General features: G+C 69.6%; 28 protein-coding genes and 1 riboswitch. Of the genes, 6 read left to right on the top strand and 22 right to left on the bottom strand.

The annotated features are described in order from the left end of the window. Positions 1-21: 21 nt before the first annotated feature. From A5760_RS08580 to A5760_RS08570, 3 genes are all read right to left on the bottom strand, one after another. A complete protein-coding gene (locus A5760_RS08580; RefSeq protein WP_064879641.1) occupies positions 22-507 on the bottom strand; it encodes a peroxynitrite isomerase in 486 nt (161 codons plus the stop codon). 37 nt (positions 508-544) lie between these two features. Next, complete coding sequence (gene nrdR / locus A5760_RS08575) at positions 545-1,009, bottom strand: transcriptional regulator NrdR (RefSeq protein ID WP_064879637.1); 465 nt, start codon at positions 1,007-1,009, stop codon at positions 545-547. A gap of 149 nt (positions 1,010-1,158) precedes the next feature. Next, positions 1,159-1,653: a LysM peptidoglycan-binding domain-containing protein gene (locus A5760_RS08570; RefSeq protein WP_064879635.1), complete on the bottom strand. Its 495-nt coding sequence runs from the start codon at positions 1,651-1,653 to the stop codon at positions 1,159-1,161. Positions 1,654-1,955: 302 nt separating this feature from the next. Between A5760_RS08570 and lexA the strand changes: the two genes are divergently transcribed. Further along, entirely contained in the window at positions 1,956-2,654 is a 699-nt protein-coding gene (lexA, locus tag A5760_RS08565) for a transcriptional repressor LexA (protein ID WP_064879633.1), read from the top strand. A 17-nt stretch (positions 2,655-2,671) separates the two neighbouring features. On the opposite strand, the gene A5760_RS08560 is transcribed toward lexA, so the two are convergent. The 8 genes from A5760_RS08560 to A5760_RS08520 all read right to left on the bottom strand — a co-directional run bounded on the left by A5760_RS08560 (position 2,672) and on the right by A5760_RS08520 (position 13,084). Beyond that, positions 2,672-4,873, bottom strand: a complete 2,202-nt coding sequence (locus tag A5760_RS08560; RefSeq protein ID WP_064879631.1) for an LGFP repeat-containing protein — start codon at positions 4,871-4,873, stop codon at positions 2,672-2,674. 604 nt (positions 4,874-5,477) lie between these two features. After that, a complete protein-coding gene (locus tag A5760_RS08550) occupies positions 5,478-6,638 on the bottom strand; it encodes an acyl-CoA dehydrogenase family protein (protein WP_064879627.1) in 1,161 nt (386 codons plus the stop codon). Between the two features lie 143 nt (positions 6,639-6,781). Continuing rightward, a complete protein-coding gene (gene hflX, locus A5760_RS08545; RefSeq protein WP_064879625.1) occupies positions 6,782-8,221 on the bottom strand; it encodes a GTPase HflX in 1,440 nt (479 codons plus the stop codon). A gap of 46 nt (positions 8,222-8,267) precedes the next feature. Then, positions 8,268-9,140 carry a diaminopimelate epimerase gene (gene dapF, locus A5760_RS08540; protein WP_064879623.1) on the bottom strand — a complete coding sequence of 291 codons (873 nt, stop codon included), beginning with the start codon at positions 9,138-9,140 and terminating at the stop codon, positions 8,268-8,270. Between the two features lie 84 nt (positions 9,141-9,224). Beyond that, complete coding sequence (gene miaA / locus A5760_RS08535) at positions 9,225-10,184, bottom strand: tRNA (adenosine(37)-N6)-dimethylallyltransferase MiaA (protein ID WP_064879795.1); 960 nt, start codon at positions 10,182-10,184, stop codon at positions 9,225-9,227. 8 nt (positions 10,185-10,192) lie between these two features. Continuing rightward, a complete protein-coding gene (locus tag A5760_RS08530; protein WP_064879621.1) occupies positions 10,193-10,885 on the bottom strand; it encodes a hypothetical protein in 693 nt (230 codons plus the stop codon). A 54-nt stretch (positions 10,886-10,939) separates the two neighbouring features. Beyond that, entirely contained in the window at positions 10,940-11,917 is a 978-nt protein-coding gene (locus A5760_RS08525; RefSeq protein ID WP_064879619.1) for a DMT family transporter, read from the bottom strand. 237 nt (positions 11,918-12,154) lie between these two features. After that, positions 12,155-13,084: a DMT family transporter gene (locus A5760_RS08520; protein WP_231122585.1), complete on the bottom strand. Its 930-nt coding sequence runs from the start codon at positions 13,082-13,084 to the stop codon at positions 12,155-12,157. Between the two features lie 311 nt (positions 13,085-13,395). Here A5760_RS08520 and A5760_RS08515 point away from each other — a divergent pair, with 311 nt between their 5' ends. After that, positions 13,396-14,724 (top strand): DUF349 domain-containing protein, encoded by a 1,329-nt coding sequence (locus A5760_RS08515; RefSeq protein WP_064879615.1) that lies wholly within the window; start codon positions 13,396-13,398, stop codon positions 14,722-14,724. A gap of 6 nt (positions 14,725-14,730) precedes the next feature. On the opposite strand, the gene A5760_RS08510 is transcribed toward A5760_RS08515, so the two are convergent. From A5760_RS08510 to recA, 4 genes are all read right to left on the bottom strand, one after another. Continuing rightward, positions 14,731-15,360, bottom strand: coding sequence for a hypothetical protein (locus A5760_RS08510; protein ID WP_082279402.1), 630 nt, complete (start codon positions 15,358-15,360; stop codon positions 14,731-14,733). Positions 15,361-15,368: 8 nt separating this feature from the next. After that, complete coding sequence (gene miaB / locus A5760_RS08505; RefSeq protein ID WP_196772038.1) at positions 15,369-16,880, bottom strand: tRNA (N6-isopentenyl adenosine(37)-C2)-methylthiotransferase MiaB; 1,512 nt, start codon at positions 16,878-16,880, stop codon at positions 15,369-15,371. 61 nt (positions 16,881-16,941) lie between these two features. After that, the gene (gene recX / locus A5760_RS08500) at positions 16,942-17,463 is read right to left on the bottom strand and encodes a recombination regulator RecX (protein WP_064879609.1); all 522 of its coding nucleotides are present in this window, start codon (positions 17,461-17,463) and stop codon (positions 16,942-16,944) included. Beyond that, complete coding sequence (recA, locus tag A5760_RS08495) at positions 17,429-18,469, bottom strand: recombinase RecA (protein ID WP_064879607.1); 1,041 nt, start codon at positions 18,467-18,469, stop codon at positions 17,429-17,431. The genes recX and recA overlap by 35 nt, the downstream gene beginning before the upstream one ends. Positions 18,470-18,638: 169 nt before the next feature. Then, positions 18,639-18,777: riboswitch (cobalamin riboswitch) on the top strand. 39 nt (positions 18,778-18,816) lie between these two features. On the opposite strand from recA, the gene A5760_RS08490 reads away from it, so the two are divergent. Both A5760_RS08490 and A5760_RS08485 read left to right on the top strand, forming a co-directional pair. After that, on the top strand, positions 18,817-19,482 hold the full coding sequence (locus A5760_RS08490; protein WP_064879605.1) for a (2Fe-2S)-binding protein: 666 nt from the start codon (positions 18,817-18,819) through the stop codon (positions 19,480-19,482). A gap of 58 nt (positions 19,483-19,540) precedes the next feature. After that, entirely contained in the window at positions 19,541-20,167 is a 627-nt protein-coding gene (locus A5760_RS08485; protein WP_064879603.1) for a flavodoxin family protein, read from the top strand. A gap of 10 nt (positions 20,168-20,177) precedes the next feature. Here A5760_RS08485 and A5760_RS08480 read toward each other — a convergent pair whose 3' ends face one another. The 3 genes from A5760_RS08480 to A5760_RS08470 are packed head-to-tail and all read right to left on the bottom strand — an operon-like array spanning position 20,178 to position 21,913. Beyond that, positions 20,178-20,372 carry a DUF3046 domain-containing protein gene (locus tag A5760_RS08480; RefSeq protein ID WP_419538230.1) on the bottom strand — a complete coding sequence of 65 codons (195 nt, stop codon included), beginning with the start codon at positions 20,370-20,372 and terminating at the stop codon, positions 20,178-20,180. A gap of 52 nt (positions 20,373-20,424) precedes the next feature. Then, on the bottom strand, positions 20,425-20,697 hold the full coding sequence (locus tag A5760_RS08475) for a hypothetical protein (protein ID WP_064879599.1): 273 nt from the start codon (positions 20,695-20,697) through the stop codon (positions 20,425-20,427). Positions 20,698-20,746: 49 nt separating this feature from the next. Continuing rightward, positions 20,747-21,913 carry a glycosyltransferase gene (locus A5760_RS08470; RefSeq protein WP_064879597.1) on the bottom strand — a complete coding sequence of 389 codons (1,167 nt, stop codon included), beginning with the start codon at positions 21,911-21,913 and terminating at the stop codon, positions 20,747-20,749. 50 nt (positions 21,914-21,963) lie between these two features. On the opposite strand from A5760_RS08470, the gene A5760_RS08465 reads away from it, so the two are divergent. Next, positions 21,964-22,395 carry a limonene-1,2-epoxide hydrolase family protein gene (locus tag A5760_RS08465; protein WP_044485002.1) on the top strand — a complete coding sequence of 144 codons (432 nt, stop codon included), beginning with the start codon at positions 21,964-21,966 and terminating at the stop codon, positions 22,393-22,395. A 9-nt stretch (positions 22,396-22,404) separates the two neighbouring features. Here A5760_RS08465 and pspM read toward each other — a convergent pair whose 3' ends face one another. The 4 genes from pspM to pgsA form a co-directional block, all read right to left on the bottom strand. Then, on the bottom strand, positions 22,405-23,214 hold the full coding sequence (gene pspM, locus A5760_RS08460; protein WP_064879595.1) for a phage shock envelope stress response protein PspM: 810 nt from the start codon (positions 23,212-23,214) through the stop codon (positions 22,405-22,407). 10 nt (positions 23,215-23,224) lie between these two features. Further along, positions 23,225-24,046, bottom strand: coding sequence for a phage shock protein PspA (gene pspA / locus A5760_RS08455; RefSeq protein ID WP_064879593.1), 822 nt, complete (start codon positions 24,044-24,046; stop codon positions 23,225-23,227). 133 nt (positions 24,047-24,179) lie between these two features. Further along, entirely contained in the window at positions 24,180-24,506 is a 327-nt protein-coding gene (gene clgR, locus A5760_RS08450; RefSeq protein ID WP_064879591.1) for a transcriptional regulator ClgR, read from the bottom strand. Between the two features lie 115 nt (positions 24,507-24,621). Then, complete coding sequence (gene pgsA / locus A5760_RS08445; protein WP_064879589.1) at positions 24,622-25,194, bottom strand: CDP-diacylglycerol--glycerol-3-phosphate 3-phosphatidyltransferase; 573 nt, start codon at positions 25,192-25,194, stop codon at positions 24,622-24,624. 65 nt (positions 25,195-25,259) lie between these two features. On the opposite strand from pgsA, the gene A5760_RS08440 reads away from it, so the two are divergent. Then, the gene (locus A5760_RS08440; protein ID WP_064879587.1) at positions 25,260-25,802 is read left to right on the top strand and encodes an amino-acid N-acetyltransferase; all 543 of its coding nucleotides are present in this window, start codon (positions 25,260-25,262) and stop codon (positions 25,800-25,802) included. Positions 25,803-25,836: the final 34 nt, after the last annotated feature.

Below are 25,836 nucleotides of genomic sequence, written 5' to 3'. Positions count from 1 at the left end.
GGGCGGCCGAGGCCCTCGCTTTCAGCGCTGCCGGTGTAGCACCGCGGCGAGGTGGTCCTGCAGCGGTTGGCCGACCGCACCCATCTGCACCGTGTAGGACAGCTCGTCGCCGTCGATGCGGAAGGAACGCCCAAGCGCCGTCACCTCTTTGGCGCTGGGCGTCAGCCCGACCGTCGTCGTCGACATCTGCATTTCGATTAGGTCGCCGGTGACCGAATAGGTGCCGACCTCGATTTCGGTGATGCCGCTGGGATGCGCCAGAACCAGTTCGACGTGGCCCGGTTGGGGCACGCGAAGGTAGCCGGTCTCGGCGTGTAACGGCTTGCCGTCGGCTACCGCCTTGGTTTTCTGCCCGTAGGCCAGAAACGGCTTACCGACGTGGGCGAAAACCACTTCTTCGAGATAGTCGAAGGGCGGGATCGTCGGGTAGTTACCCGAACCCTGCCCGGCCCAGGTCCCAAGGAGCGGGGCCAGCGCCGCAAGGTCGGAATGCAAGTCAGGGGGCATGAACCGAGCCTAGGCGGGGACGGCTCGTCGGGTTCCGTCAGCCCGGGGTCGCCACTCCGCGGTGATCGCGCAGCGCCTGGATCTCGCGTTCGAAATCGTCCGCGGACTCAAACGACCGGTACACGGAGGCGAACCGCAAATAGGCCACCTCGTCGAGGTCGCGCAGCGGCCCCAGGATGGCAAGGCCGACCTCGTGGCTCGGGATCTCGGGCGAGCCCGCGGCACGCACGGTGTCTTCGACCTGCTGGGCGAGCAGATTCAGCGCATCGTCATCGACATGCCGCCCCTGGCAGGCCCGCCGGACGCCGCTGATGACCTTCTCCCTGCTGAACGGTTCGGTGACGCCGCTGCGCTTGACCACCGCCAGGACCGCGGTCTCCACGGTGGTGAAACGCCGTCCGCACTCGGGACAGGATCGGCGGCGCCGGATCGCCTGCCCTTCATCGGTTTCGCGCGAGTCGATCACCCGGGAGTCGGGATGGCGGCAGAACGGACAGTGCATGACCGCTCCTTCATCGCGCCGACAAGGTACCGCTGAACTTTGAGCGTACCCGCGCGCTGACCTGCACGGCTAATGGAGCCGCCGGGCGTAAGGGCGCACCGCCGCCATCCTGGGACCGTCGGCCCAGAGCCGTGCTCGCACAACGGTTGTCAGCCGACCGGGGCGATCAGGGTCTGGCCCGCCATCAGGTTGGGCGAGTGCAGATCGTTGAGTTCGCGGATCCGGTCGGCGACCCCGGTGGTCGGCGCGTCGGGCGCCACCCGGTGTGCGAAGTCCTGAAGCGACTCCCCCGCATCGACGCGGACGACGGCGAGCCGGTCGGGAACGTGAGCCGCGGAGTTCGTGGAGTCGCCGTTGAGCACCTGGCCGACGTTCGCGACGAGACCCAGCCACAGCGTGATCGCCCCGGCGGCCAGCGCCAACCCGATGGTGGACGCCCAGGTGGTGGGGCGCCTGCGGTGCGAAGCGACCGACACTGCCACTCCGGTGCCGTAGTAGCGCGTCGCGGCACCCGCCGGCCGCGACGGCGCGGGCCTGCGCGACCTGGCCAGACCGTCCCGCCCGTAACGAGCACCCTGGACGGGTCCGTTGATCGGGCGCCGAAGACTGCTGATGCGCGGCGCAGGCGTGTGGATGACTGTCATCTTCGTTCCTCCGGTCAACTAGCTCTCGCTCGTGTGTTCGACTCTAATCGCTTGTATGTTCGAAACCCGAACATTTGAGCGAAGCGTGTCGCACGAGCAAACGCTAGATCACACCACCGACAAGTTCGTCGGCCTCTACCACTGTCACGAGGCACAAATACCCGATGTCCCGAAGAGTTACACATTTGTGATTCACCCGACTTCCGGCCTTTCCGGCGGCCGATGCGGGCGATGCGGGCGGCGCGACACGCTACTCGAACACATGTTTGATTCTTTTTCGCGGTACGGCTACATTCATTCCCATGGGCGACAGCAACGACATCTCATCGGCCGGCCCCGAGGGTCGGTTGCACTCCGTGGCCTCCTCGCTGACCGAACGGCAGCGCACCATTCTGAACGTCATCCGCGCCTCGGTCACCAGCCGCGGCTACCCGCCGAGCATCCGCGAGATCGGCGACGCCGTCGGTCTGACTTCGACATCATCGGTGGCGCACCAGCTGCGCACCCTGGAGCGCAAGGGATACCTGCGCCGCGACCCCAACCGTCCGCGGGCCGTCGATGTCCGCGGAGCCGACGACGACGTCGCGGCGCCCGCCACCGAGGTGGCCGGCTCGGACGCCCTGCCGGAGCCCACGTTCGTCCCGGTGCTCGGGCGCATCGCGGCCGGCGGACCCATCCTCGCCGAAGAGGCCGTCGAGGATGTCTTTCCCCTGCCGCGCGAATTGGTCGGTGAGGGAACGCTTTTCCTGCTCAAGGTGGTCGGTGACTCGATGGTCGAGGCCGCCATCTGTGACGGCGACTGGGTGGTGGTCCGTCAGCAGAACGTCGCCGACAACGGCGACATCGTCGCGGCGATGCTGGACGGCGAGGCCACCGTCAAGACGTTCAAACGCGCCGGCGGTCAGGTGTGGCTGATGCCGCACAACCCGGCGTTCGACCCCATCCCCGGCAACGACGCGAGCGTGCTGGGCAAGGTCGTCACGGTCATCCGCAAGGTGTAACCCGGCGGCGGACCGGGTCAGTCGGCCCGAGTGAATCCGTTGGCCTGAGCGACTTCTTCGCTCGACAACCAGATTTCGGCGAGCGTGTCCTTGTACAGGTCGCTGCCCGGTGTGTAGTACAGGCCGTAGCGAGCGCTCGCCTTGATCGGATAGCCGTCGGGCGCCTGGTACGGGTCGTCGAGCGGCAGGTGGATCGTGGGTCGCCCGTCCGGGCCCGCCAGGCCGTTCTCCGAGGCGTCCTCGGCGTCCGCGGCGGCGTGCCGACCGCCTCGTGCCGGCGTCCCGGCCGCGACCGCGCCCGCGACCACGGCCTCGGCCACGTCCGCCCCCGCCGGTGCGTCCGCTGCGGGCTCGACATCGGGCTCCGGCGCCTCGAGGTCGGCGTATTCGTCCTCGGGCTCGGCAGCTTCCAGGGCGCCGGTCACGGCGTCGCTGTCCGGCGGGGTGTGCGGGACGGCGACGTCGGGATACTCGTCCTCCGAATCCACCTCCTCGGCGTAGCCGGCGTCGGGGTCCTCGGCGTCGACGTAGGCGGCGTCGTCCGCCGTCTCGGGCTCGGCGACGTCGGGGACGGCGTCGGTGTAGTCGGTGTAGTCGGCTCCGGCGTCGGAATACTCGGCCTCCGACAGCATCTCCTCGGAGACCACCGGGATGGAGTCGGTGTCGACGGCGTCGGGGTCATCGTCGGTGAACCCGTAGTCGCTTTCGGCCGGAGCCTGACGTTGCCAACTGACCCGCCCGGCGTCAGGTTCCGGTTCAGGCTGGTGCGGCGCGCTGAGCGCGAACGACTCGGCGTCGTGGTCGGATTCGTCGTATCCCCAGCGTTCGTCGGCGTCGTAGCCGAAGTCACCGCGGTGGTCGGGCGGGTAGCCCGCGGTGTCCTCGTACCCGGGCCGGCGCCGGCGCCGGCCGAACAGCATCCACACCAGCAGCACGAGCAGCGCCAGCACCGGAATGGCGACCATCAGCCACCACCAGTGCCAGGTGAACTTCTTCGGGTGCGCCGGCATGGCCGAATTGCTTGGCTGGTTCTGACCGGACACCTGCAGGCCTGACAGCAGCGGCGCCAGGTTGGCCGGTTCCGTGCTGAACGTGTTCTTCGCGCGGTTCCACGAGACCTTGCCGCCGGTGAACTGCTGCGAAATCACGTCGCCGTTCACGGCCTGGTCGCCGACGGGCGCGCCGAGCTTGCCGGCGGGGGCGCGCAGCTTGTCCCACGCGGCCTTCATCGCCCCGCGCACTACGAACGCGCCGCGGTCGGACGTCCAGAAGATGACCGGCTTGTCGGCCGCGGAGAAGGTGACGATGCGGCTGGAAGGCCCTATGCCGCCGTCGGTTTCGTTGGTGGTGGGGAATCCCAGGTCGCTGCCGACCGGTCCGCCCAGCGACTCGTATTTGGCCAGGATGTCGCTCTCGACGGCGTTCGCGCCGGTGGCCGGGGTGAAGAAGACCTTGCCGCCGGCGAAGTTCTGGGCGATTCCGTCACCGCCGACGGGATATTGCCCGCCCTGCTTGGCGCCCAAGGGTCCGTTGGGTCCGCCGGCCGCACGCCAGGCCGTGTTGATCGCCGCGGTGGGATCGATCGCCACCTGCAAGCCCTTCAACTGGTCGGCCAGGGCCGGCGGTTCGGTGGTGAACTGCTTCGTCTGCCGATTCCACGAGACCTGCCCGCCGCTGAACTTCTGCGAGGACACCTCGCCGTTGTAGGTCTCGTCGCCGACCGGCACGCCGAGAACGCCACCCGAGCTGCCCAGTTTGTCCCAGGCGGTGTTCAGGGCGCCGCGCACCACGAACGGACCGTGCTCGGGCGTCCAGAAGATCACCGGCTTGTCGCTGGCCGAGAAGGTGACCACCCGGCTGTCAGGACCGGACAGACCGGGCACCTCGTTGATGGCCGGGAAGCCCAGGTCACTGCCGACCGGCCCGCCGAGCTGCTCGTACTTGTCCAGCACGGGCCCATAGGCGAATTTGGCCCCGGTAGCCGGGGTGAAGAACATCTTGCCGCCGTCGAAGTCCAGGACGAAACCGTCGCCGACGGGGTACACATCGCCCTTGCGGGCGCCCAGCGGCGATGTGTCGCCGCCGGCCTTGTCCCATGCGGCCATCATCGCCGCCTCGGCGTCGCCAATCGGACTCGCTACCGCGGTGGGGGCCAGCAATACGGCGGCCAGTGCTGTGGTCGTCAAGCTGACCAGCGCGCTTCCGATCAGCTTGCGCATGTGACCTCTCTGCACCTTCACCAAGCCTCCCAGCCGGCGGATACGGCTCTATCTGCGGCTATTCCCTTGACTGCATAACCGGCGAGCGGGCGGTCCTTGCGCGGGAAATGGACCCGCGCACGATCAGCCTTATCGCCGGGCTCGCACAACTTTGCTCCAGCCAACAAGAAATGCGAAGTCAAATCACGAATTCTACAAAAACGGATACCACACCGATGTCGAAATGATGCCTGCCCATGGCCCAATCGCGACCCACCGCGGCAACGTTCGCGCGGTGTTGCGGATATCGCACCGAAAGGCGGCCGGAACGCGCGGCATCGAGTAACGCCGCCGGACTGCCGCCTCGCATCAGCGGAATTGCGTGGGGCGCGCGCGAGCCGTCGCGGGCACCGCGATCACCGGCTTGACCACGCGCGATGACGCGGTCGGCACACCCGAGATACCGACCGTACGTGAGCCATCGGAGCACTCACGCTCTACCGCGACGGACCAATCACGCATCGGTCGGTTTGTCGCTCACCGGCAATAGCGCAGCGCGAGTCGACCGGCGAATGTTCGTCGCGCCCATTTCCGCGAGCGCGGCCGCTATCCAGCAAGCGAAACGCTATACGCCGAGGCTGCGGCCGATGATTTCCTTCATGATCTCGGTCGTGCCGCCGTAGATGGTTTGCACCCGGGCATCCAGATAGGCGCGGGCAACGGGGTATTCGCGCATGTAGCCGTAACCACCGTGCAGTTGCAGGCAGCGGTCGATCAGGTGCACCTGCTTTTCGGTGCAGTACCACTTGGCCATCGCGGCCTGTTCGGCGGTCAGCTTGTGGTCCAGGTGCAGGCGGACGAACTCGTCGACCATCATGCGGACCACGGTCGCCTCCGTCGCCAGCTCGGCGAGCACGAAGCGGCTGTTCTGGAAGCTGCCGATCGGCTTCCCGAATGCCTTGCGCTCCTTGGTGTATTCCAGGGTCTGCTCCAGCACCTGCTCCATGGCCGCGGCCGCCATGATGGCGATCGAGATGCGTTCCTGGGGCAGGTTCTGCATGAGGTAGATGAACCCCATGCCCTCCTGGCCCAGCAGGTTTTCGGCCGGCACCTTGACGTCGGTAAAGGACAGCTCGGCCGTGTCCTGGGCGTCCAGCCCGATCTTGTCCAGGTGGCGACCCCGCTCGAAGCCCTCCATGCCGCGCTCGACCGCGAGCAGCGAGAAGCCCTGCGCGCCCTTTTCCGGGTCGGTCTGCGCGACCACGATCACCAGGTCGGAGTTGATTCCGTTGGTGATGAACGTCTTCGAGCCGTTGAGCACGTAGTGGTCGCCCTGCTTGACCGCGCGGGTCTTGATGCCCTGCAGGTCGCTACCGGTGCCCGGCTCGGTCATCGCGATCGCCGTAATCAGCTCTCCGGTGCAGAATTTCGGCAGCCAGCGCTGCTTCTGCTCCTCGGTGGCCAGGGCCAGCAGGTACGGCGCGACGATGTCGTTGTGCAGGCCGAAACCGATGCCGCTGTAGCGGCCGGCGGTGGTCTCCTCGGTGATGATCGCGTTGTACCGGAAGTCCGGGTTGCCGCCCCCGCCGTACTCTTCGGGCACCGCCATGCCCAGGAAGCCTTGCTTGCCGGCCTCCAGCCACACACCGCGGTCGACGATCTTCGCCTTCTCCCACTCGTCGTGGTAGGGCGCGACGTGGCGCTCCAGGAAGCCCCGGTAGGACTCACGGAACAGGTCGTGCTCTGCCTCGAAAAGCGTGCGCTGGTATTTGATGGCGCTGCCCATGGAAAGACCTCCGGCGACTGGGGATTCTGCAGCCCAAGATATACCAACCGGACGGTTGGTAGGCAGCCGGCAGGGTCGCCTACCGTCGCCTCGAGGGGGTCGGACGGCCCTGCGCTGTACGGATCGCCCTGATACTCGCGCGGTCAGTCGGCCGAGAACTCGCGCAGCCGGCCGGCCAGCGCCACCGGGACCCGGGCCCTGATGCGGGTGCCCTCGGCGTTGTGCTCCTCCTGCTGGACGCGCCCGTGGGCGTGCAGGCGGGCCACCAGGTCGCCGCGGTGGTACGGGATCACCACGTCGACGGCGGTGTCGGCCGGGACGGCGAGCTCGGCGATCCGGCGGCGCAGGGCGTCGATGCCGTCGCCGGTGCGCGCGGACACGAACATGGCGCCCGGCAGGGCGTGACGAAGCTTGGCCAGCGTCAGATCGCTGGCGGCGTCGACCTTGTTCACCACCAGCAGCTCCTGCGGCGTGTCGCCCTCGTGGTCGGTCCCGTAGTCGGCGACGACTTCGGAGATGACCTGGCGGACCGCGTTGATCTGCGCCAGCGGATTGACGTCGGAGCCGTCGACGACGTGCACCAGCAGATCGGCGTCGACGACCTCTTCCAGCGTGGAGCGGAAGGCCTCGACCAGCTGGGTGGGCAGGTGCCGGACGAAGCCGACGGTGTCGGTGAGCACGAACGGGCGGCCGTCCTCGAACTCGGCGCGCCGGGTGGTGGGCTCCAGGGTGGCGAACAGCGCGTCCTGTACCAGCACCCCGGCCCCGGTCAGCGCGTTGAGCAGGCTCGACTTGCCGGCGTTGGTGTAGCCGACGATGGCGATCGCGGGCAGGTCGCTGTGCACCCGCCGGCTGCGCTGGGTGTCGCGGACCTGCTTCATGTCTTTGATCTCGCGGCGCAGCTTGGCCATCCGCTCGCGGATGCGCCGCCGGTCGGTCTCGATCTTGGTTTCACCGGGACCGCGCAGGCCCACGCCTCCCCCGCTGCCGCCGGCCCGGCCGCCGGCCTGCCGGGACATCGATTCACCCCAGCCGCGCAGCCGCGGCAGCATGTATTCCATCTGGGCCAGCGCGACCTGCGCCTTGCCCTCCCGGCTGGTGGCGTGCTGGGCGAAGATGTCCAGGATCAGCGCGGTGCGGTCGATGACCTTGACCTTGACGGCTTTTTCCAGAGCGGTCAGCTGCGCCGGGGAGAGCTCACCATCGCAGATGACGGTATCGGCGCCGGTTGCCAGCACCACCTCCCGGAGTTCCTGCGCCTTGCCCGAGCCGATGTAGGTCGACGGGTCGGGCTTGTCGCGCCGCTGGATGAGCCCTTCGAGCACCTCGGAGCCGGCGGTTTCGGCCAGGGCGGCGAGCTCGGCCATGCTGGCCTCGCTGTCCGCGGCGGTGCCGTCCGTCCACACGCCCACCAGGACGACCCGCTCGAGCCGGAGCTGGCGGTATTCGACTTCGGAGACGTCGGTGAGTTCGGTCGACAGGCCGGCGACGCGGCGCAGCGCCGACCGATCTTCGAGGGCGAGTTCGCCCGTGCTGGGCTCCGGCATTGCCGGAGCGTGATCACGAAATTCTGGTTCTGTCATAGGCAATAAAAGATGATGCACGCGAAAACGGTGTCGTGCACCTGATTTAACGCTGCTGTGCTCGCCACCATTCCTCGCTGAGTTCTCCTCGGGCTACCAGTACGGACGGTCCTCGCAGGAAGCTGGTGGCGTCGGTGACGGTGACGACGACCTCGCCGCCGGGCACGCGAACGGTCAGGGTGCCGCTGGCCGCCCCGGCACCGGCCAGCGCGGCGACCGCGGCCGCCACCGTTCCGGTGCCGCAGGAGCGCGTCTCGCCGACGCCACGCTCGTGCACGCGCATGTGCACCGCCCCATCGGCCGGCGCGGTGACGATCTCGACGTTCACCCCGTCCGGGAACTGGGCGGCATCGAAGCTCACCGGCGCGGCCACGTCCAGCGCGGCCAGCGCCTCGGCCGTCAGTTGTGGGTCGACACAGGCCAGGTGCGGATTGCCCACGTCGACCGCCAGGCCGGAGAACCGCCGGCCGCCGACGACCGCGTCGCCCGGGCCCAGCGTGTTGGCCTTGCCCATGTCGACGCTGATGTCGGCGGTGGTCGCGTCGGCGCGATGCACCGCGACCGGCCGCGGACCGGCCAGCGATCCGACCACGAATTCGTCGCGCGATTCCATGCCGCTGGCGCGCAGGTAGTGCGCGAAGACCCGCACGCCGTTGCCGCACATCTGGGCGACGGATCCGTCGGCGTTGCGGTAGTCCATGTACCAGTCGCCGGGGTCCACCCCGTCGGGCACCCGGTCGAGCACGCCGGCCGACAGCGCGGCACCTGCGGTGGTGACCCGCAGCACCCCGTCGGCGCCCAGCCCGCGGCGCCGGTCGCACAGCGCGGCCACCGCCGCCCCGGTCAGGCTCAGGTCGGCCTGCGGGTCCGGCAGCAGCACGAAGTCGTTCTGGGTGCCGTGGCCCTTGGCGAAGATCATGTGCGCCACTCTCCCCCGCAAGCGGGCGGTACCGCCACGACCCCGGCTACAGGGTCGTTATCGTCGCCGGCGCGGATCACCTGTTCAGGGTACTTGGCGCCAGGCCCGCACGGCGGCGTCGACGACCGCGGCGCCCTCGGCCGGGGTCGCGGCGCCGACATCGAGCCACTGCACCCGGTGATCGCGGCGGAACCAGGACCGCTGGCGCCGGACGTAGCGCCGGGTGCCGAAGAAGGTCTGCTCGCGCGCGTCCCGCAGTTGATCGGCACCGGGGCCCGCCGGACCGCTCTCGTCCAGGGCGGTCAGCACCTGCGCGTAGCCCAGCGCCCGCGACGCGGTGACCCCGTCGCGCAAGCCCTTGTCCAGCAGCGCGATCACCTCGCCCACCAGACCCTGGTCGAACATGGCGTCGGTGCGCCGAGCCAGCCGCTCGTCGAGAAGCGTTGTGTCGCAGTCTAACCCGACGATGGCGGTGTCCCATCTGGGGGCGCCGATCCGGGGCGCGGAGGCGGCGAACGGCTGACCGGTCAGCTCGACCACTTCCAGCGCCCGCACTGTGCGCCGGGCGTCGGTGGGCAGGATGGACGCGGCCGCGGCGGGATCGCGGCGGGCCAACTCGGCGTGCAGCGCGCCCACCCCGATCTCGGCCAGCCGCTGCTCCCAACGCGCCCGCACCGCGGCATCGGTGGCCGGAAACGACCAGTCGTCGAGCAGCGACTGGATGTAGAGCATGGAGCCGCCCACGATGATCGGCAGCGCGCCCCGGGCCGCGATCGCTTCGACGTCGGCCGCTGCGGCGCCCTGATAGCGCGCGACTGTCGCGGTCTCGGTGACGTCGAGGATGTCGAGCTGGTGATGCGGGATGCCGCGCCGGGCGCCGACGGGCAGCTTGGCGGTGCCGATGTCCATGCCGCGGTAGAGCTGCATCGCGTCGGCGTTGACGATCTCGGCGCGGACGCCGAGCCGCTCGATCCGTTCCGCGAAGTCGAGGGCCAACTGCGACTTGCCGGTGCCGGTGGGGCCGATGATCGCCAGGGGGCGCACGGCGGCCGTCACAGCTGCCAGGCACCGGCGAAGTAGCCCACCCCGTAGGGCGCTCCGCGGTACAGCTCCTTGGCGGATCGGGGTCCGGGCTCGGCCAGCCCGGCCAGCACCTGAAATGCGACCCGGCCGTGGATCTGCTGCGGCAGCCGGCGCAGCGCGGCGATGTCGCCGCCGGCCAGCGCGTCGTCCAGCGCCTGTTGGGCGTCGGCGTTGTCCGGGTCGTATCCGCCGGGGGCGGCCGGTGTCAGCGTGTTCGCGCCGTCCGCCACGACCAGCACCCCGACCGGCTCGGCCAGCCGGTCGATCTCGGCGCGCAGGTGTTTGCCCAGCCTCAGCGCGGTGTCGGCGTCGTGGTCGGCGCGGTAGACGCGGACCTGCGCTCTGGCGTGCGGCTGCGCCTGGCCGCGCACCCAGCCGGCCAGCAGCGCGCAGATCGGAAGTGCCATCGGCGGGGCGGCCTCGTCAGCCTGCGGGGAGAGCCGGACGCGGACGTCCGCGCCGAAACCCGCGAAAGTGCCCACCGCGTCGGGACCCAGCACGTCGTCGTCGGGTCCCGCCCCGATCGCCACCCAACAGTCGGGCAGCAGCGCGGCCGCGGCGAGCGTCGCCGCGGCCAGCTCGGCCATCTCGGCGACGGCCGCTCCGGCGAGTTCGGGGACAAGGACCGGCGCCGACGGGACGATCGCAATGACGCTCAGCACGCCACCAAACTAACGCGGCGGCCCGGCACTACCGCGATGTACCGGGGCCGGACGTCACCGGCCGAAGCCGTCCGCCACGAGCAGGCGGTCGCTGAAGGGGCCGAAGTCGTCGTCCGCGGTCATCTCTCGGGCCGGCATTTCTCGCGGGGCACCACCCGGACCCCGCTCGGCCTTGTCGATGGTGGCGGCTTCGCCACGCGCCAGCGCGATCGTCGCGATGATGACCACGGCCACCGCCCCGATCAGCACGAACGCTCTGGGGCCGCTGGCGTTCATCGTCTCGCCCAGCACCAGAACCCCGAGCAGGCCGGCGACCACCGGCTTGGCCACCGTCATGGTCGGCAGCGACGCGGTCAGCGTGCCGGCGCGGAAAGCCGACTGCTGGAAGATCATCCCGGCCAGGGCCACCAGCAGCCAGGGCACGAATTCCGGCGACGTCAGCACCGCCATCGGGCCGTTCTCGGCCATCTCGACGATGCCCTTGGTCAGCACCGCGAACAGCGCCAGCGAGGAACCCGCCACCACCGCGAGCAGCACGGCCGAGAACGGGCTGCCGGACCAGCGCCGCGCGGCCACCACACAGGCCACCAGCAGCGGGACCATGACCATGGCGACGATGAGCCAGGTCTGCAGCTGCCCGCGCTGCTCCCCGGCCGCCGGGTCGCCGACGGTGATGACGACCGCCAGCGCGGCGGCCAGGATGAGCGCCCACATCCACTCGCGGATCTTCACCCGGTGATTGGCAAGCCGCGCGTAGATGGGCAGCGCGAACAGCAGCGCCGTCACCTGCAGCGCGGTCACCATGACGACCGAGCCCCACGCCAGGGCGGCGGCCTGCAGGCTGTAGTTCGTGATCGCGGCCAAGCCGCCCAGCCACCACCGGGTGTCCTTGAGCGACATGCGGAACAGCTCTAGGTGGCCGACCTGCTTGTCGGTGACCTCGTGCGCGGAGCGCTGCCGGACCACGTCGCCGACAGCCGATGCCAACGCCGCGCACAAAGCCAGTAACGCTGCGACATCAACTTTCGACATTCTCGACCCCTCGCCTCACGACCCGTCCGACCCAGCTTTCCCCGAGGCGCAGGCAAATACACGCACAATTTGCATTCAGTTCAACTACAAATTTATGACGTTCCACACGTTGCTAACTGCGCCGCAGGTAACCGCTCAAGTAGTACTTCAGCAATCTATGTAACGCGTGGGATAACTCTAAGAGAACTACACAGGTAGCTGTGAGCGACGGCTAAGCCCGTTCGCTGCCAGCCCTTTTCACGTCCCACCCGCCGCGCGCGATGGGATCAGCGTCACAACATCGCGTTGATCGTCCGGCGCGTCGTCGGCCGCGTTCATCGATGCGGCCTCTCCCCGGGCCAGGGCGGTGGTCGCGACGACGACCACCACCACCGCGGCCACCAAGGCGATTACCGCGGGGCCCCTGGCGCCGAGCGTCTCACCGAGCACGGTGACGCCCAGCACCGACGCGACCAGCGGCTCGGCCACCGTCATCGTCGGCAACGAGGCGGTGAGCGCGCTGGCCCGAAACGCCGACTGCTGAAAGATCGTGCCGAGCACCGCGACCAGCAACCAGCCGTACAGTTCCGGGGTGCGCAGCAGCGCGCCCGGCCCGTGCGGCAGCACGTCGACGACAGCCTTGGTGAGCACCGCGAACAACGCCCACGACGACGCCGACACCAGCGCCAGCAGCACCGCGGCCAGCGGGCCCGACCAGAGGCGCGCACCCAGCACGCAGAACACCATCGCCGGCCCGATCACCGTCGCGACCACCGCCCAGGAATCCAACGACGCCCGCTGGTAGCCGGCCGCCGGCTCGCCGACGGTCACGAAGACCGCCACCGCGGCCGCCAGCAGGACCGCCCAGACCCACTCCCGTCGGCTCAACCGGTGCTTGGTCAGCCAGGCATAGACCGGCAGGGCGAACAGCAGCGCGGTCACCTGCAAGGCCTGCACCAGCACCACCGAACCGAGGCTCAGCGCCACCGCCTGCAGCGTGAAGCTGCCCACCGCCGCAATCCCACCCAGCCACCACCGGACGTCGCGCAACGACATCCGCAACAGCTCCAGGTGGCCTACCTGTTCGTCGGTGATCTCCTGCGCGGAGCGCTGCCGGATCACGTCGCCGACGCCCGACATCAGCGCGGCGATCAGCGCCAGGAGCGCAGCCATATCCACCTTGGCGATGGTGACCTCCCATCGACATGCGACCCCGACGAGAGCCGAAGACAACGCTCACCAGGGTTCGACGAACTCCGATGCGGTGACGCGATAGGACGACGGTACCCGTCCGTGCGGAGACGGCGCGGGTGCCCGGTTGGCCGGGAATGGCAAGGCGGCGGCGCATGCCAGAGCAAGCTGCTTGAATACTGTTAAGCAGCTGTTGGGAGGACCCGGCTCCGGGCATCCGACAGAGGCAGGAGACGGTGCCGCTTCGCGCGGCAGGCGCGCGGGACACGGACCGCGCGGAAGGGTTGTGAAAGGGTAGTGACGAGCGCATGACGGCTGACGAGCCTCGCGACGATTCAGCTCGGCCCGCGCCGCGTCCGGGACCGCGTCCCGGCCCCCGGCCGACACCGCGGCCCACCACCGCGCACCCGCTGGTGGTGCCGCCGCCCAGCAATCCGCACCAATTCGGGCGCGTGGACGACGACGGCACCGTATGGCTGATCAGCTCCGCCGGCGAGCGCATCGTCGGCTCCTGGCAGGCCGGCGATCGCGAGGCGGCGTTCGCCCACTTCGGCCGGCGCTTCGACGACCTGGCCACCGAGGTCACCCTGATGGAGGAGCGCCTGGCCTCCGGGTCGGGTGACGCGCGCAAGATCAAGGCGCACGCGGCCGAGTTGGCCGAGTCGCTGCCGACGGCGGCCGTGCTGGGCAATATCGATGCGCTGGCGGGCCGGTTGACCACCATCGCCGAGCACGCCGAGGCGACCGTCGCCGCGGAGCGCTCCCGGCGCGAGGAGCATCGCGCCACCCAGACCGCCCGCAAGGAGGCGCTCGCCGCGGAGGCCGAGGAGTTGGCCGCCAACTCGACGCAGTGGAAGGCCGCGGGTGACCGGTTCCGCGCAATCCTCGACGAGTGGAAGACGATCAGCGGGGTGGACCGCAAGGTCGACGACGCGCTGTGGAAGCGCTACTCCGCGGCCCGGGAGGCCTTCAACCGGCGACGGGGATCGCACTTCGCGGAGCTGGACCGGGAGCGCTCGGTGATCCGCCAGGCCAAGGAAAGCCTCTGCGAGCGGGCCGAAGCGCTGTCGGACTCGACCGACTGGACCGCCACCAGCGCCGAATTCCGCAAGCTGCTGACCGAGTGGAAGGCGGCCGGGCGGGCGACCCGGGAGGTCGACGACGCCCTGTGGCGGCGCTTCAAGGCGGCCCAGGACGTGTTCTTCACTGCCCGCAACGCGGTGACGGCGGAGAAGGACGCGGAATTCCGGGCCAATGCGAACGCCAAAGAGGCGCTGCTGGCCGAGGCGGAGAAGCTGGACACCAGCAACCACGACGCCGCCCGGGCGGCGCTTCGCACGATCACCGACAAGTGGGACGCGATCGGCAAGGTCCCGCGCGAGCGGTCCGCCGAGTTGGAGCGCCGGCTGCGCGCGGTCGAGAAGAAGGTGCGCGACGCCGGCGACACGGGCTGGTCCGACCCGCAGGCGCAGGCCCGGGCCGAGCAGTTCCAGGCCCGCGCCGAGCAATACGAACAGCAGGCGCAGAAGGCCGCGACGGCGGGCCGCACCAAGGAAGCCGAAGAGGCCAAGGCCAACGCCGAGCAGTGGCGACAGTGGGCGCAGGCGGCCGTCGAGGCCCTGACCCGCAAGCCCTAGCGGCCGTCAGACCCCGTTGGTCGTGCCGGGGTCGTCGCGGGTCTCCGTGGCGGTGGGGGTGGCCGGGTCGTCCAGGCCGTCCAGGCCGTCCAGGAAGGTGACCGACTGCTGCGCCGCCGCGACGCGGCGCCGCTGCTCCTCGGCGGCGAGCTGCACGATGGTGCGCGACCAGACCACCCGGGCCCAGTGGTAGATGAGCACGAGCACGGTGAGCCAGGCGATGATCAGGCCCCAGCCCGGCCCCGGGTGCCCCGCGGCCACGGTCTGACGCGACCAGATCGCCAGCATGCCCGCGGCGCCCGCGATGGCCGTGCCGGCCAACGCAACCCAGGCCAGCGCCCAGCGCCGCGTCACCAGCGCCAGCATCGAGAAGCCGACGCCGAACACCAGCGCCAGCCAGGCGAACACCCGCGACGGCAGGCCCACCGCGGCCGCGCCGGCACCGTGGCTGCCGAACAACACGTCCCAGCCGCGCACGTCCCCGGTGTGCGGCAGGATGAACGACGCCAGCAGGACGAACACCAGGATCGACACGAAGAAGGCCCGCGGGCCGGGGTCGATTCCGCGGGCCACGCGGCGTTCCGCGGCCTCGATCTCGCTCCGCAGGGCGCCGAGTTGTACGTCGTCGTTGTTCATCTCTTTTTTCACAGCGCACATCCAAGGGGTTCGGTCGGGCCGACGGGCGGCCCGACGGCGGGCATGCCAAGGCCGATGCCGCGCGGGCGCTGCCCGGCGGCCTGCGCGTCGCCCGCCCGGGTGCGGCGATGCGTGACGACACCCGCGTCGGCGATGAGGTGGTGGGGTGCGGCCCCGGTGATCACCGTGGTGACGATGTCGCCGGGCCTGACGTCCCGGGGCGTGTCCACGGCAAAGTGCACCAGCCGCCCGTCGCGGGCCCGCCCGGTCATCCGGGCGGTGCGGCTGTCCTTGCGCCCTTCGCCGGTGGCGACCAGCAATTCGACGGTCTGTCCGACGAGGGCTTGGTTGCCCTCCAGCGAGATCGCCTCCTGCAGCTCGATCAGCCGGTCATAGCGTTCCTGCACAACGGCTTTCGGGATCTGCCCGTCGAGTTCGGCGGCCGGGGTGCCGGGCCGCTTGGAGTACTGGAAGGTGAACGCCGCCGAAAACCGGGCCTGGCGCACCACGTCCAGCGTCGCGGCGAAGTCCTCTTCGGTCTCACCGGGGAATCCGACGATCAGGTCGGTGGTGATGGCGGCGTGCGGCATGGCGGCCCGGACGCGGTCGATGATGCCGAGGTAGCGCTCGGCGCGGTAGGACCGTCGCATCGCGCGCAGCACCCGGTCGGATCCGGATTGCAGCGGCATGTGCAGGGCTGGGCAGACATTCGGCGTCTGCGCCATGGCCTCGATGACGTCGTCGGTGAATTCGGCCGGGTGCGGCGAGGTGAACCGCACCCGCTCCAGGCCGTCGATGTCGCCGCAGGCCCGCAGCAGGCGGGCGAAGGCGCCGCGGTCGCGGGTCTGGGCGGGGTCGGCGAAGGACACCCCGTAGGCGTTGACGTTCTGGCCGAGCAGCGTGACCTCGAGCACGCCGTCGTCGACCAGCGACCGCACCTCGGCCAGGATGTCGTCGGGGCTGCGGTCGACTTCTTTGCCGCGCAGCGACGGGACGATGCAAAAGGTGCAGCTGTTGTTGCACCCGACGGAGACGGAAACCCAAGCCGCATAAGCTGATTCGCGTGCGCTGGGCAGCGACGACGGGAACTCCTGCAGCGCCTCGGCGATTTCCACCTGGGCAACCTTGTTGTGCCGGGCGCGCTCCAGCAGCGTGGGCAACGACCCGATGTTGTGGGTGCCGAAGATGACGTCGACCCAGGGCGCCTTGTGCAGCAACGCGTCCCGGTCCTTTTGGGCCAGGCAGCCGCCGACGGCGATCTGCATGTCGGGGTTGCCGCGCTTGCGCGGCGCGAGGTGGCTGAGGTTGCCGTACAGCTTGTTGTCGGCGTTCTCGCGCACGGCGCAGGTGTTGAACACCACCACGTCGGCGTCGGCGCCCTCGGCCGCACGCCGGTACCCGGCCGCTTCCAGCAGGCCCGCCAGCCGCTCCGAATCGTGGACGTTCATCTGGCAGCCGTAGGTGCGGACTTGGTAGGTGCGCGCCGGCGCGGCGTCCGCCGCCACGGTCTCTCGCACCATCGAAGTCACGGGGCCATGGTACGGCGACCGGTCGGCGCGCGAGAAACCGCACGTCACCCGCCTAGACCCGGCGGCGCTCCCGCTCGGCGGCCAACTCGGCGAACACGATCTCGCACGCCATGTTCTGGCCGTAACCCCGCCGCGCCAGCATCGCCACCAGCCTGCGGGTCACCCGCGCGTCGTCGTCGTTCAACGTCTCGCGGCGCAGCTTGGACCGGACCAACTGTTCCGCCCGGTCCCGCTCGGCGCCGGCGTCGATCCCGGCCAGCGCCGCGGTGATCACGTCGTTGTCGACGCCCTTGGTGTGCAGCTCGGCGGCCAAGGCGCGCTTGCTTTTCCCGGCGTGTGCCCGGCGGGACCGCACCCACTGCTGGGCAAAGTCAGCGTCGTCGATCAAGCCGACGGAGGCCAACCGGTCGAGCACCCGTTCGCTGACGTCGTCGGGATAGCCGCGTTTGGCCAGCTGGCCGTGCAGCTCGGCCCGGGTGCGCGCTCTCGCGGTGAGCAGGCGCAGGCACAGCGCCCGCGCCTGCTCACCGCGGGAGGGCTCAGAAGTCGACGGGGGCGGGCAGGACTTCGTCATCGGTCACGACCGCGCCAATGCCGAGCTTTTCCTTGATCTTCTTCTCGACTTCGTTGGCGACTTCGTCGTTCTCCATCAAGAACACGCGGGCGTTCTCCTTGCCCTGGCCGAGCTGCTCACCCTCATAGGTGAACCAGGAACCGGACTTGCGGATGAAGCCCTGCTCCACACCCATATCGATCAGCGAGCCTTCCCGGCTGATTCCCCGGCCGTAGAGGATGTCGAACTCGGCCTGCTTGAAGGGCGGCGCCACCTTGTTCTTGACGATCTTGACCCGGGTGCGGTTACCGACCGCGTTGGTGCCGTCCTTGAGCGTCTCGATCCGGCGTACGTCCATGCGCACCGACGCGTAGAACTTCAAAGCCTTTCCACCCGTGGTGGTTTCGGGACTGCCGAACATCACGCCGATCTTCTCGCGCAGCTGATTGATGAAGATCGCGGTGGTGCCCGAATTGTTCAGCGCGCCAGTCATTTTCCGCAGCGCCTGGCTCATCAGCCGGGCCTGCAGTCCGACGTGGCTGTCCCCCATCTCGCCTTCGAGCTCGGCGCGCGGCACCAGCGCGGCCACCGAGTCGATGACCAGGATGTCCAGGGCGCCGGAGCGGATCAGCATGTCGGCGATCTCGAGGGCCTGCTCCCCCGTGTCCGGCTGGCTGACCAGCAGGGAATCGGTGTCCACGCCGAGCTTCTTGGCGTAGTCGGGGTCCAGGGCGTGCTCGGCGTCGATGAAGGCGGCGACGCCGCCGGCGGCCTGGGCGTTGGCCACCGCGTGCAGGGCGACGGTGGTCTTACCCGAGGATTCCGGGCCGTAGATCTCCACGACCCGGCCGCGGGGCAGCCCGCCGATGCCCAAGGCCACGTCCAGTGCGATGGATCCGGTCGGGATGATCGAAATCGGCTGACGCGTCTCGTCGCCGAGACGCATCACCGAGCCTTTGCCGTAGCTCTTTTCGATCTGGGCCATCGCCAGTTCGAGAGCCTTCTCACGGTCGGGGGCTTGCGCCATGGTGCCTCTCCTATAGTCGGTGTTCGTCTGACCGGTATCGGTCGGTTGGCGGTGACACTAGAGAAGGCCACCGACAAGTTGACTGGCCGAACATTCCCCACACTAGCCGAACAGGTGTTCGATTCAAGTTCGACACGCCGTTCCCTCCCGTCAGGTGTGGCAACATCGGCTACCGAAAGGCGTCGACGGGCCTTCCAGCCGGAAGCCCGAGGAAACCGGTGTGAATCCGGTGCGGTCCCGCCACTGTGATCTCCATGGGCATGCCCACCCGAGAGAGCCAGATACTCGCCGTCGACGCGTCCTCACCACGACCGGGGCGGATTTCCCCGAGAGGCGGTCGCGAAGCAATGGACATCTCCGCTCAGCTGGCTGAAATCGCTTCCTACGGAGGCTTTTTCACTCTGGCCGTGGGTGGAGACGCGGCGGGCTGGCATCCGGTCGGACAGTCCTACGCCGACGGCTGCGCCGACCTGATCGACGCCACCATTCGGCGCTACCGCACGACCGATCTGCGGATCGGCGCGTCACTGGTCCACCTCGCTCACGCCACCCGGCTGTGGTCACCGGTGCTCGCCTGCGCGATCGGCCACGGCGTCGTCCCCGACCTCCAAGACCTGCAACGCGCCGACGACGGTGCACAGCTACGACTGCCCGAGGCCGCCGGGAAACCCGTCACCTCCCCGGCACCGGACATGCTGTATCGCATCGTGGTGAGCGAGCACATGTGGCCGCTCGCCGACGGCCTGCGGGTCAAGCTGGCGCCCGCCCTGCTCGCGGGCAACATCGCCTCCGCGCTGGTGGGGGCCGCACGGGCCCTGCTGTCGGCGCGCCCCGGCCTGCGCCCCGCGATCGTCGAGCTGACCCGGTCGCTGTTGGACACCGGCGAGCTGGCCGGGGCCGGTGTCATCACCAGCCCACAACTGGGCTTCAGGCGCCGCAGCTGCTGCCTTTTCTATCGACTGCCGGGGAGTTCTCTGTGCGGCGACTGCGTGCTGCACCGGACGCCGCGGTAGAGCCGATCAGACGACGCGGGCGTCGTTTGGCGTCGTCGCGCCGGGGTATCTGGCCAGCATGTCCTCAGCCGCAACGCCATCCCTGCGCGCCATCGCGTTGGTCTGCTCGTTGAAGAAAAGCCCTGCGCCGTCCAGCAGCGAGCTGCTCGCCGACCAGTTGCTCGACCAGCTGCGCAGTGCGGGCGTGCAGGGTGAGAAGGTGCGGTGCGTGGACCTGGCGCTGCTGCCCGGTGTCGAGGCCGACATGGGGCCCGGCGATGAGTGGCCGGCGCTGTTGACCAAGGTCAAGTCGGCCGACATCGTCATCGTGTCGACGCCCACCTGGGTCGGCCACATGTCCAGCGTGGCCCAGCGCGTCCTGGAGCGCCTCGACGCCGAGCTGTCCGACACGGACGACGCGGGAAGGCCCCGGATGGTGGGCAAGGTGGCCCTGGCCGCGGTCGTGGGCAACGAGGACGGGGCGCACAAGATCGTCGCCGACCTTTTCCAGGCGCTCAATGACATCGGGTTCTCGATCGCCGCGCAGGGGTGCACCTATTGGAACGGCGAGGCCATGCAGGGCACGGACTACACCGACCTCGACGATGTGCCGGAAGCCGTCGCATCCGCTACCGGCAATGCGGTCCGCAACGCCGTGCACCTCGCCACGGTGTTGCGGCAGAACGCGTACCCGGCATACGAATAGCGCGCTGCGCTCACCACTGTTCCCGGGGCACGTCGAAGTCCACGCACAACGCCCGCCAGATGTCGCGGGGCTCGATCCCGGCCTCGATGGCTTGGGCGGCCGTGCGTCCGTCGAAGCCGCTCAGCACGTGATCCACCAGGACGGAGGACCCGTAGGTGGTGCCAAAGCGCAGGACTACCCGCTCGTGAAACTCCGTTAGCCGCACGCCAGTCAACATACCCAGCCCGCAGGCATCGGACACGTGAGCGCGCAGCGCGCTACCGCCAGCTGGCCGGCAGGTCGATGATGTGGTTCGGGCAGTCCTCCTGCACCGCAATCGACATCACGTCACGCGCACGTTGGGCCGACATGGTGGCGCGCAACTGCATGAAGGCGTACTCGGCCGGCGCGAGCCCCTGTTGAGCGGCCGCCGGATCGTCCATCAACTGGCAGACCTGCTGTTCCTCGGGACTGTCGGCGTGCGCGACTGCCGCGCCGGCCAGCGTGCCCGCCAGTAGGGCGCCGGCGGCGATCGTCGTGATGATCCTCATCGGGTGCCTCCCGCCGAAGCATAGGGCGGCCTGCGCGGCGCGCAGCGGATCATCCGGCCACCGCCAGCGCGTCGCGGCACACCCGGACCGGGTCGGCGACGTCGGCGATGCCGGCGGCCGCCGCCCGCGCCGCCGTGCGGTAGCCCGGCGACGACAGCACCTCGTTGACCGCGGCCACCAACGCGTCGGCGGTCAGCGGCCGGATCAGCCGGGCGCTGCCCTGGCGCTGCACCCGGTTGGCGATCTCCCATTGGTCGCCGCCGCCGGGCACCACCACCAGCGGCACGCCGGCCAGCAGCGTCTTGGCCACCATGCCGTGGCCGCCGCCGCAGATCACCAGGTCGGCGTGCGCCAACAGCTCGTCCTGGCGTCCCAGCCCGACCGTCGCCCACGGCGGCACCGTCAGTTCCGGTCCGTCCAACCGCGACACCAGTAGCCGCGACCCCGGCGGCACGGTCTCCCCAGGTGTCAGGCACCCCAGCGCGACCTCGGCCAGCCCTTCGGTGCCGATCAAGGCGGTCGACGGCGCGATGACCACCACCGGCCCGGAGCCGGCCGGGACCTCGAGGATCCGGTCGGTCGGTTCGAAGTGCAATGGCCCGACGACGACGGCCTCGGCGGGCCAGTCCGGGCGGGGAACCTCCAGCGCGGGCAGCGTGGCGATCAGCCGGCGCAGCGGCCCGGGATCGCGTGCCGGCAGCCCGATCTCGACACGCGAGTTCGCGCGCTGCTGCAGGCCGGTGCGCACGGATCGCGCCGTCAGCGCGCGCATCGTGGCATCGCGCAGCCGGCCCCGGATGCCGGTGCCCGGCGCCAGCCCGCTGCCGATCGGCGGCAGTCCTTTCGACGGCAGGTACAGCGGGTGCGGGTTGAGTTCGATCCACGGGATGCCCAGCAGCTCGGCGGCCATCCCGCCGCCGGCGGTGATGACGTCGGACACCACCAGGTCGGGCGCCAACTCACGCAGCGCGGGCACGTTGAGCACGGCCATCCGCGCGGCGCGCCGGTGGATCCTGGCCCCGGCGTCGACGTCGTCGTCGGTGGCCGCCAGCCCGTCCAGCGCGGCGGCGCCGATGCCGGCACCGCGGGCGGTGTCCAGCCATTCGGCGCCGGTGAACAGGGTGGGCTCGTCGCCGGCCTCGGCGAAGCGCCGGCACAGCGCGATCGCCGGGAACGAGTGCCCGGGATCCGGCCCGGCGACCACGGCGACGCGCATCGTGCTTACCCTGCCACAGCGCCCGGTTTGCACGCGCCTACGCTGGCAAGATGACCGAGCTGACCGGGACAACCGTTGCGAACACCCGCACCGTCGAAGGATTCCTCAACGCCCTGCAGGACGCGGATTACGACGCCGCCGACGCCGCGCTGGCCGACGATCTCGTCTACGAAAACGTCGGCCTGCCCACCATCCATGGCCGGGCCAGGGCCATCAAGCTGTTTCGCCAGATGGAGGGCCGCGCCGCCTTCGAGGTGAAGATCCACCGCATCGCGGCCGACGGCGGCGCGGTGCTCACCGAACGCACCGACGCACTGATCTTCGGCCCGCTACGGCTGCAGTTCTGGGTGTGCGGCGTGTTCGAGGTCCAAAACGGGCGAATCACGTTGTGGCGGGACTACTTCGACTTCTTCGACATGCTCAAGGCCACCGCGCGCGGCCTGGCGGCGCTGGTGCTGCCGTCGCTGAAAGCGACGTTCTGACCCCGGCGCCTAGCCGGTCCCGCGCAATCCGCCGAGTTCGTCGAATGCCTGCGCCCAACCGACCAGGCGATCGGTCGCCCCGGCCAGCTCGGCGCGGTAGTGCTGCGACGCGGCCGATGCGTCGCCGTTCGCCGACGACACCAATTGCGCTGCCGCGGTGACCATTTCGTTGTATTGGCGGACGCCCGCACCAAGCTGCGCCGTGAACGCGTTGATAGTGGGCACCAGATACGACCGCGATTCCGCGCTGGCCTGTGCCGCCCGCTCCATCGACACCACCTGCGCGGCGGTGGACGCCATGGCCGCTGAGGTCCGGGTGGCGGCCGCGGTCAGGTCGCGGATCTCGGCGGTCGGCAACATCGCGCCCCGCTCGATCACGGCCACCAGCGAGGAAAACCCGCGCTCGGAGGCGCCCAGCGCGTACATCGCCGGGCGCGCCGCCGAACCCGGCGGCGGCAGCCGGCGCACGTTCGCGGTCCGGGGCGTCGGCAACGGCTCGGAACGCAGCCAGCGATAGCGCAGCAGCAACAGCGTCGCCGGAATGGCCATGAAAACCGCGACGCCGCCGGTGATTTCGAGCAGCAAGGCGAACCAGCCCCAGGCCGCGAGCAACATCGTCACCGCGGCCCAGAACACGCATCCGGCGCTGAAGATCAGGCCCCACCGCAGCGCGCGGCGACGCCGCCGCAGCAGCCGGGCGCGCGGATCCGCGGCCGCGCTGATCCTGCGGGCCACCAGGTCGGAGAGGTCGGCCGCGGTGGCCAGGCCGCGGTGCAGCAGCGCGCGCCACGGACCGGGCTGCGTCGCTTTCACCGCCATGACACTTCGGCTACTGGCCAAGTGGCTTCTCGGGGACCGAGCCGCTCTCCGCGGGCGCGGGGGTGGCGGGCGTGGTCCCCGCGGCCGGCGTCCCGCCCGTCGGCAGGGCCTCACCACGCATCGAGGCGCGAATCTGCTCCAGGCGGGAGTGACCGGCCATCTGCACGCCGGCCTGCTCAACCTCGAGCATCCGGCCCTGAACCGAACCCTGCGCGAGCTCGGCGGCCCCGATCGCGTTGGCGTACCGTCGCTCGATCTTGTCGCGCACCTCGTCGAGGCTGGGGACGTTGCCGGGGGCGGCCAGATCGCTCATCGACCGCAGCGAGGCACTCACCTGCTCCTGCATCTTGGCCTGCTCGAGCTGGCTGAGCAGCTTGGTGCGCTCGGAGATCTTCTGCTGCAGCATCATGGCGTTCTGCTCGACGGCCTTCTTGGCCTGCGCGGCCGCGCCCAGCGCCTGATCGTGCAGCGTCTTGAGGTCTTCGACGCTCTGCTCGGCGGTCACCAGCTGGGCGGCGAACGCCTCGGCGGCGTTGTTGTACTCGGTGGCCTTCGCGGCGTCACCGGCCGCGGTGGCCTGGTCGGCCAGCGTCAACGCCTGACGCACGTTGACCTGCAGCTTCTCCACGTCCGCCAGCTGACGGTTGAGCCGCATCTCGAGTTGCCGCTGGTTGCCGATGACCTGCGCGGCCTGCTGGGTCAGCGCCTGGTGCGTGCGTTGCGCTTCCTCGATGGCCTGCTGGATCTGCACCTTGGGGTCTGCGTGCTCGTCGATCTTGGCGTTGAACAGCGCCGTGAGGTACTTCCACGCCTTGACGAACGGATTGGCCATGAGTTAGCTCCGCCTTCGCTTCTTGAGGATCCGGATGGTCCCCGGATGGGACTGAGGGGCTCCGCGCCTGTCGCTCAATTTAGTGGGTCGGCGCCGATCGCCCCACCCCTTACGCGGGATCGGTCCCCGGAGCTCAGGCCAGCGCCAACGACGCCACCGGCGGGATGACGACCTTGATGCTGGTGCCGCTCGCCCCGTCCGCGGCCGCGCCGACGGCCGCCCGCTCCTCGCTGGCCATCCGCTCGCCGGCGTGGGTGAGAACCGATGACAACGGGACGTCCAGCGCGTCGCAGATCGCGTTCAGCAGCTCGCTGGACGGCTCCTTGCGGCCGCGCTCCACCTCGGATAGGTAACCGAGGCTCACCCGCGCCGAATCGGACACCTCGCGCAGCGTCCGGCCCTGTGTCGTGCGGGCCTCGCGCAGCACGTCGCCGATGACCTCTCGCACCAATGGCGGCATCCCGCCCTCCTTCGTCCAGTCGGCCCTGCGCGGCACGTACTCAGCTTGCCTCCGGCAGGTGCTCATTAGGTGAACGCCGACAGCGATGGACTGGTTCCCGTCGGACGCGCCGAAATCAGCCGGGCGTGCGGCGCACTTCCCGGACGGTCGACACGACGTAGTCGATCCCGGTGATCACCGTCAGCACGATCGCCGCGCCCATCACCACCGCCGCGATCACCCGGAACGGCCCCGGCGTTGCCGCCCAGGGCAGCACGAACAAGCCGATGGCCAGCACCTGCACCACGGTCTTGACCTTGCCGCCCCAGCTGGCCGGGATGACGCCGCGACGGATCACGGCCAGCCGCAGCACGGTGACCCCGAATTCGCGGACCAGGATCAGCACAGTGACCCACCACGGCAGTTCGCCGAGCATCGAGAGCCCGATCAGCGCCGACCCCACCAGCGTCTTGTCCGCGATCGGATCGACGAACGCCCCGAATTCGGTCGCCATGCCGTAGTTGCGGGCCAGCAGGCCGTCCAGCCGATCGGTGATGCAGGCGGCCGCGAAGATGACGAAAGCCACCACGCGGAAACCGTTTTGGTGGCCGTCTCCGGCGAAGAGGGCGAGCAGGAAGATGGGCACCAGCACGAGCCGCAACAGGGTCAGCGTATTGGCGAGGTTGGCGATGTTCGCGCGGCCTACCATCGGACCCGTCTGCGGCTGCCCCGACACCGCAATAGAATAGCGGTTGACCAGCGCACCCGTCCGCGATGTCGATACTGTTAGCCGTGACCCAAAGTCCGCAGCGCCCTCGGCCGCTGGTTCGGCGCGCGCGAACGTCCGATGTGCCGGCCATCAAGCACCTGGTCGACACCTACTCGGGAAAGATCCTGCTGGAGAAGAACCTCGTGACGCTCTACGAGGCTGTCCAGGAGTTTTGGGTGGCCGAGCACCCAGATTCTCCAGGCCAGGTGGTCGGTTGTGGCGCTCTGCACGTGATGTGGTCGGACCTCGGCGAGGTCCGCACCGTCGCGGTCGCCCCGGCGCTGACCGGACACGGCATCGGCCACGCGATCGTCGACCGGCTGCTCGAGGTCGCCCGCGAGTTGCAGTTGAAGCGGCTGTTCGTGCTGACGTTCGAAACCGAATTCTTCGCCAGACATGGATTCACCGAGATCGAGGGCACGCCCGTCACCGCCGAGGTGTTCGAGGAGATGTGCCGCTCCTACGACATCGGTGTCGCGGAGTTCCTGGACCTGAGCTACGTCAAGCCGAACATCCTCGGCAACTCGCGGATGCTGCTGAGGCTCTGATGCGTCGAACCTGCCGCTAGAAGCGCCGAGGCGT

The organism is Mycobacterium colombiense, assembly GCF_001665835.1.
In the GTDB taxonomy this organism is placed as follows: domain Bacteria; phylum Actinomycetota; class Actinomycetes; order Mycobacteriales; family Mycobacteriaceae; genus Mycobacterium; species Mycobacterium colombiense_A.
This window is presented reverse-complemented; position numbering and strand designations above follow the sequence as displayed.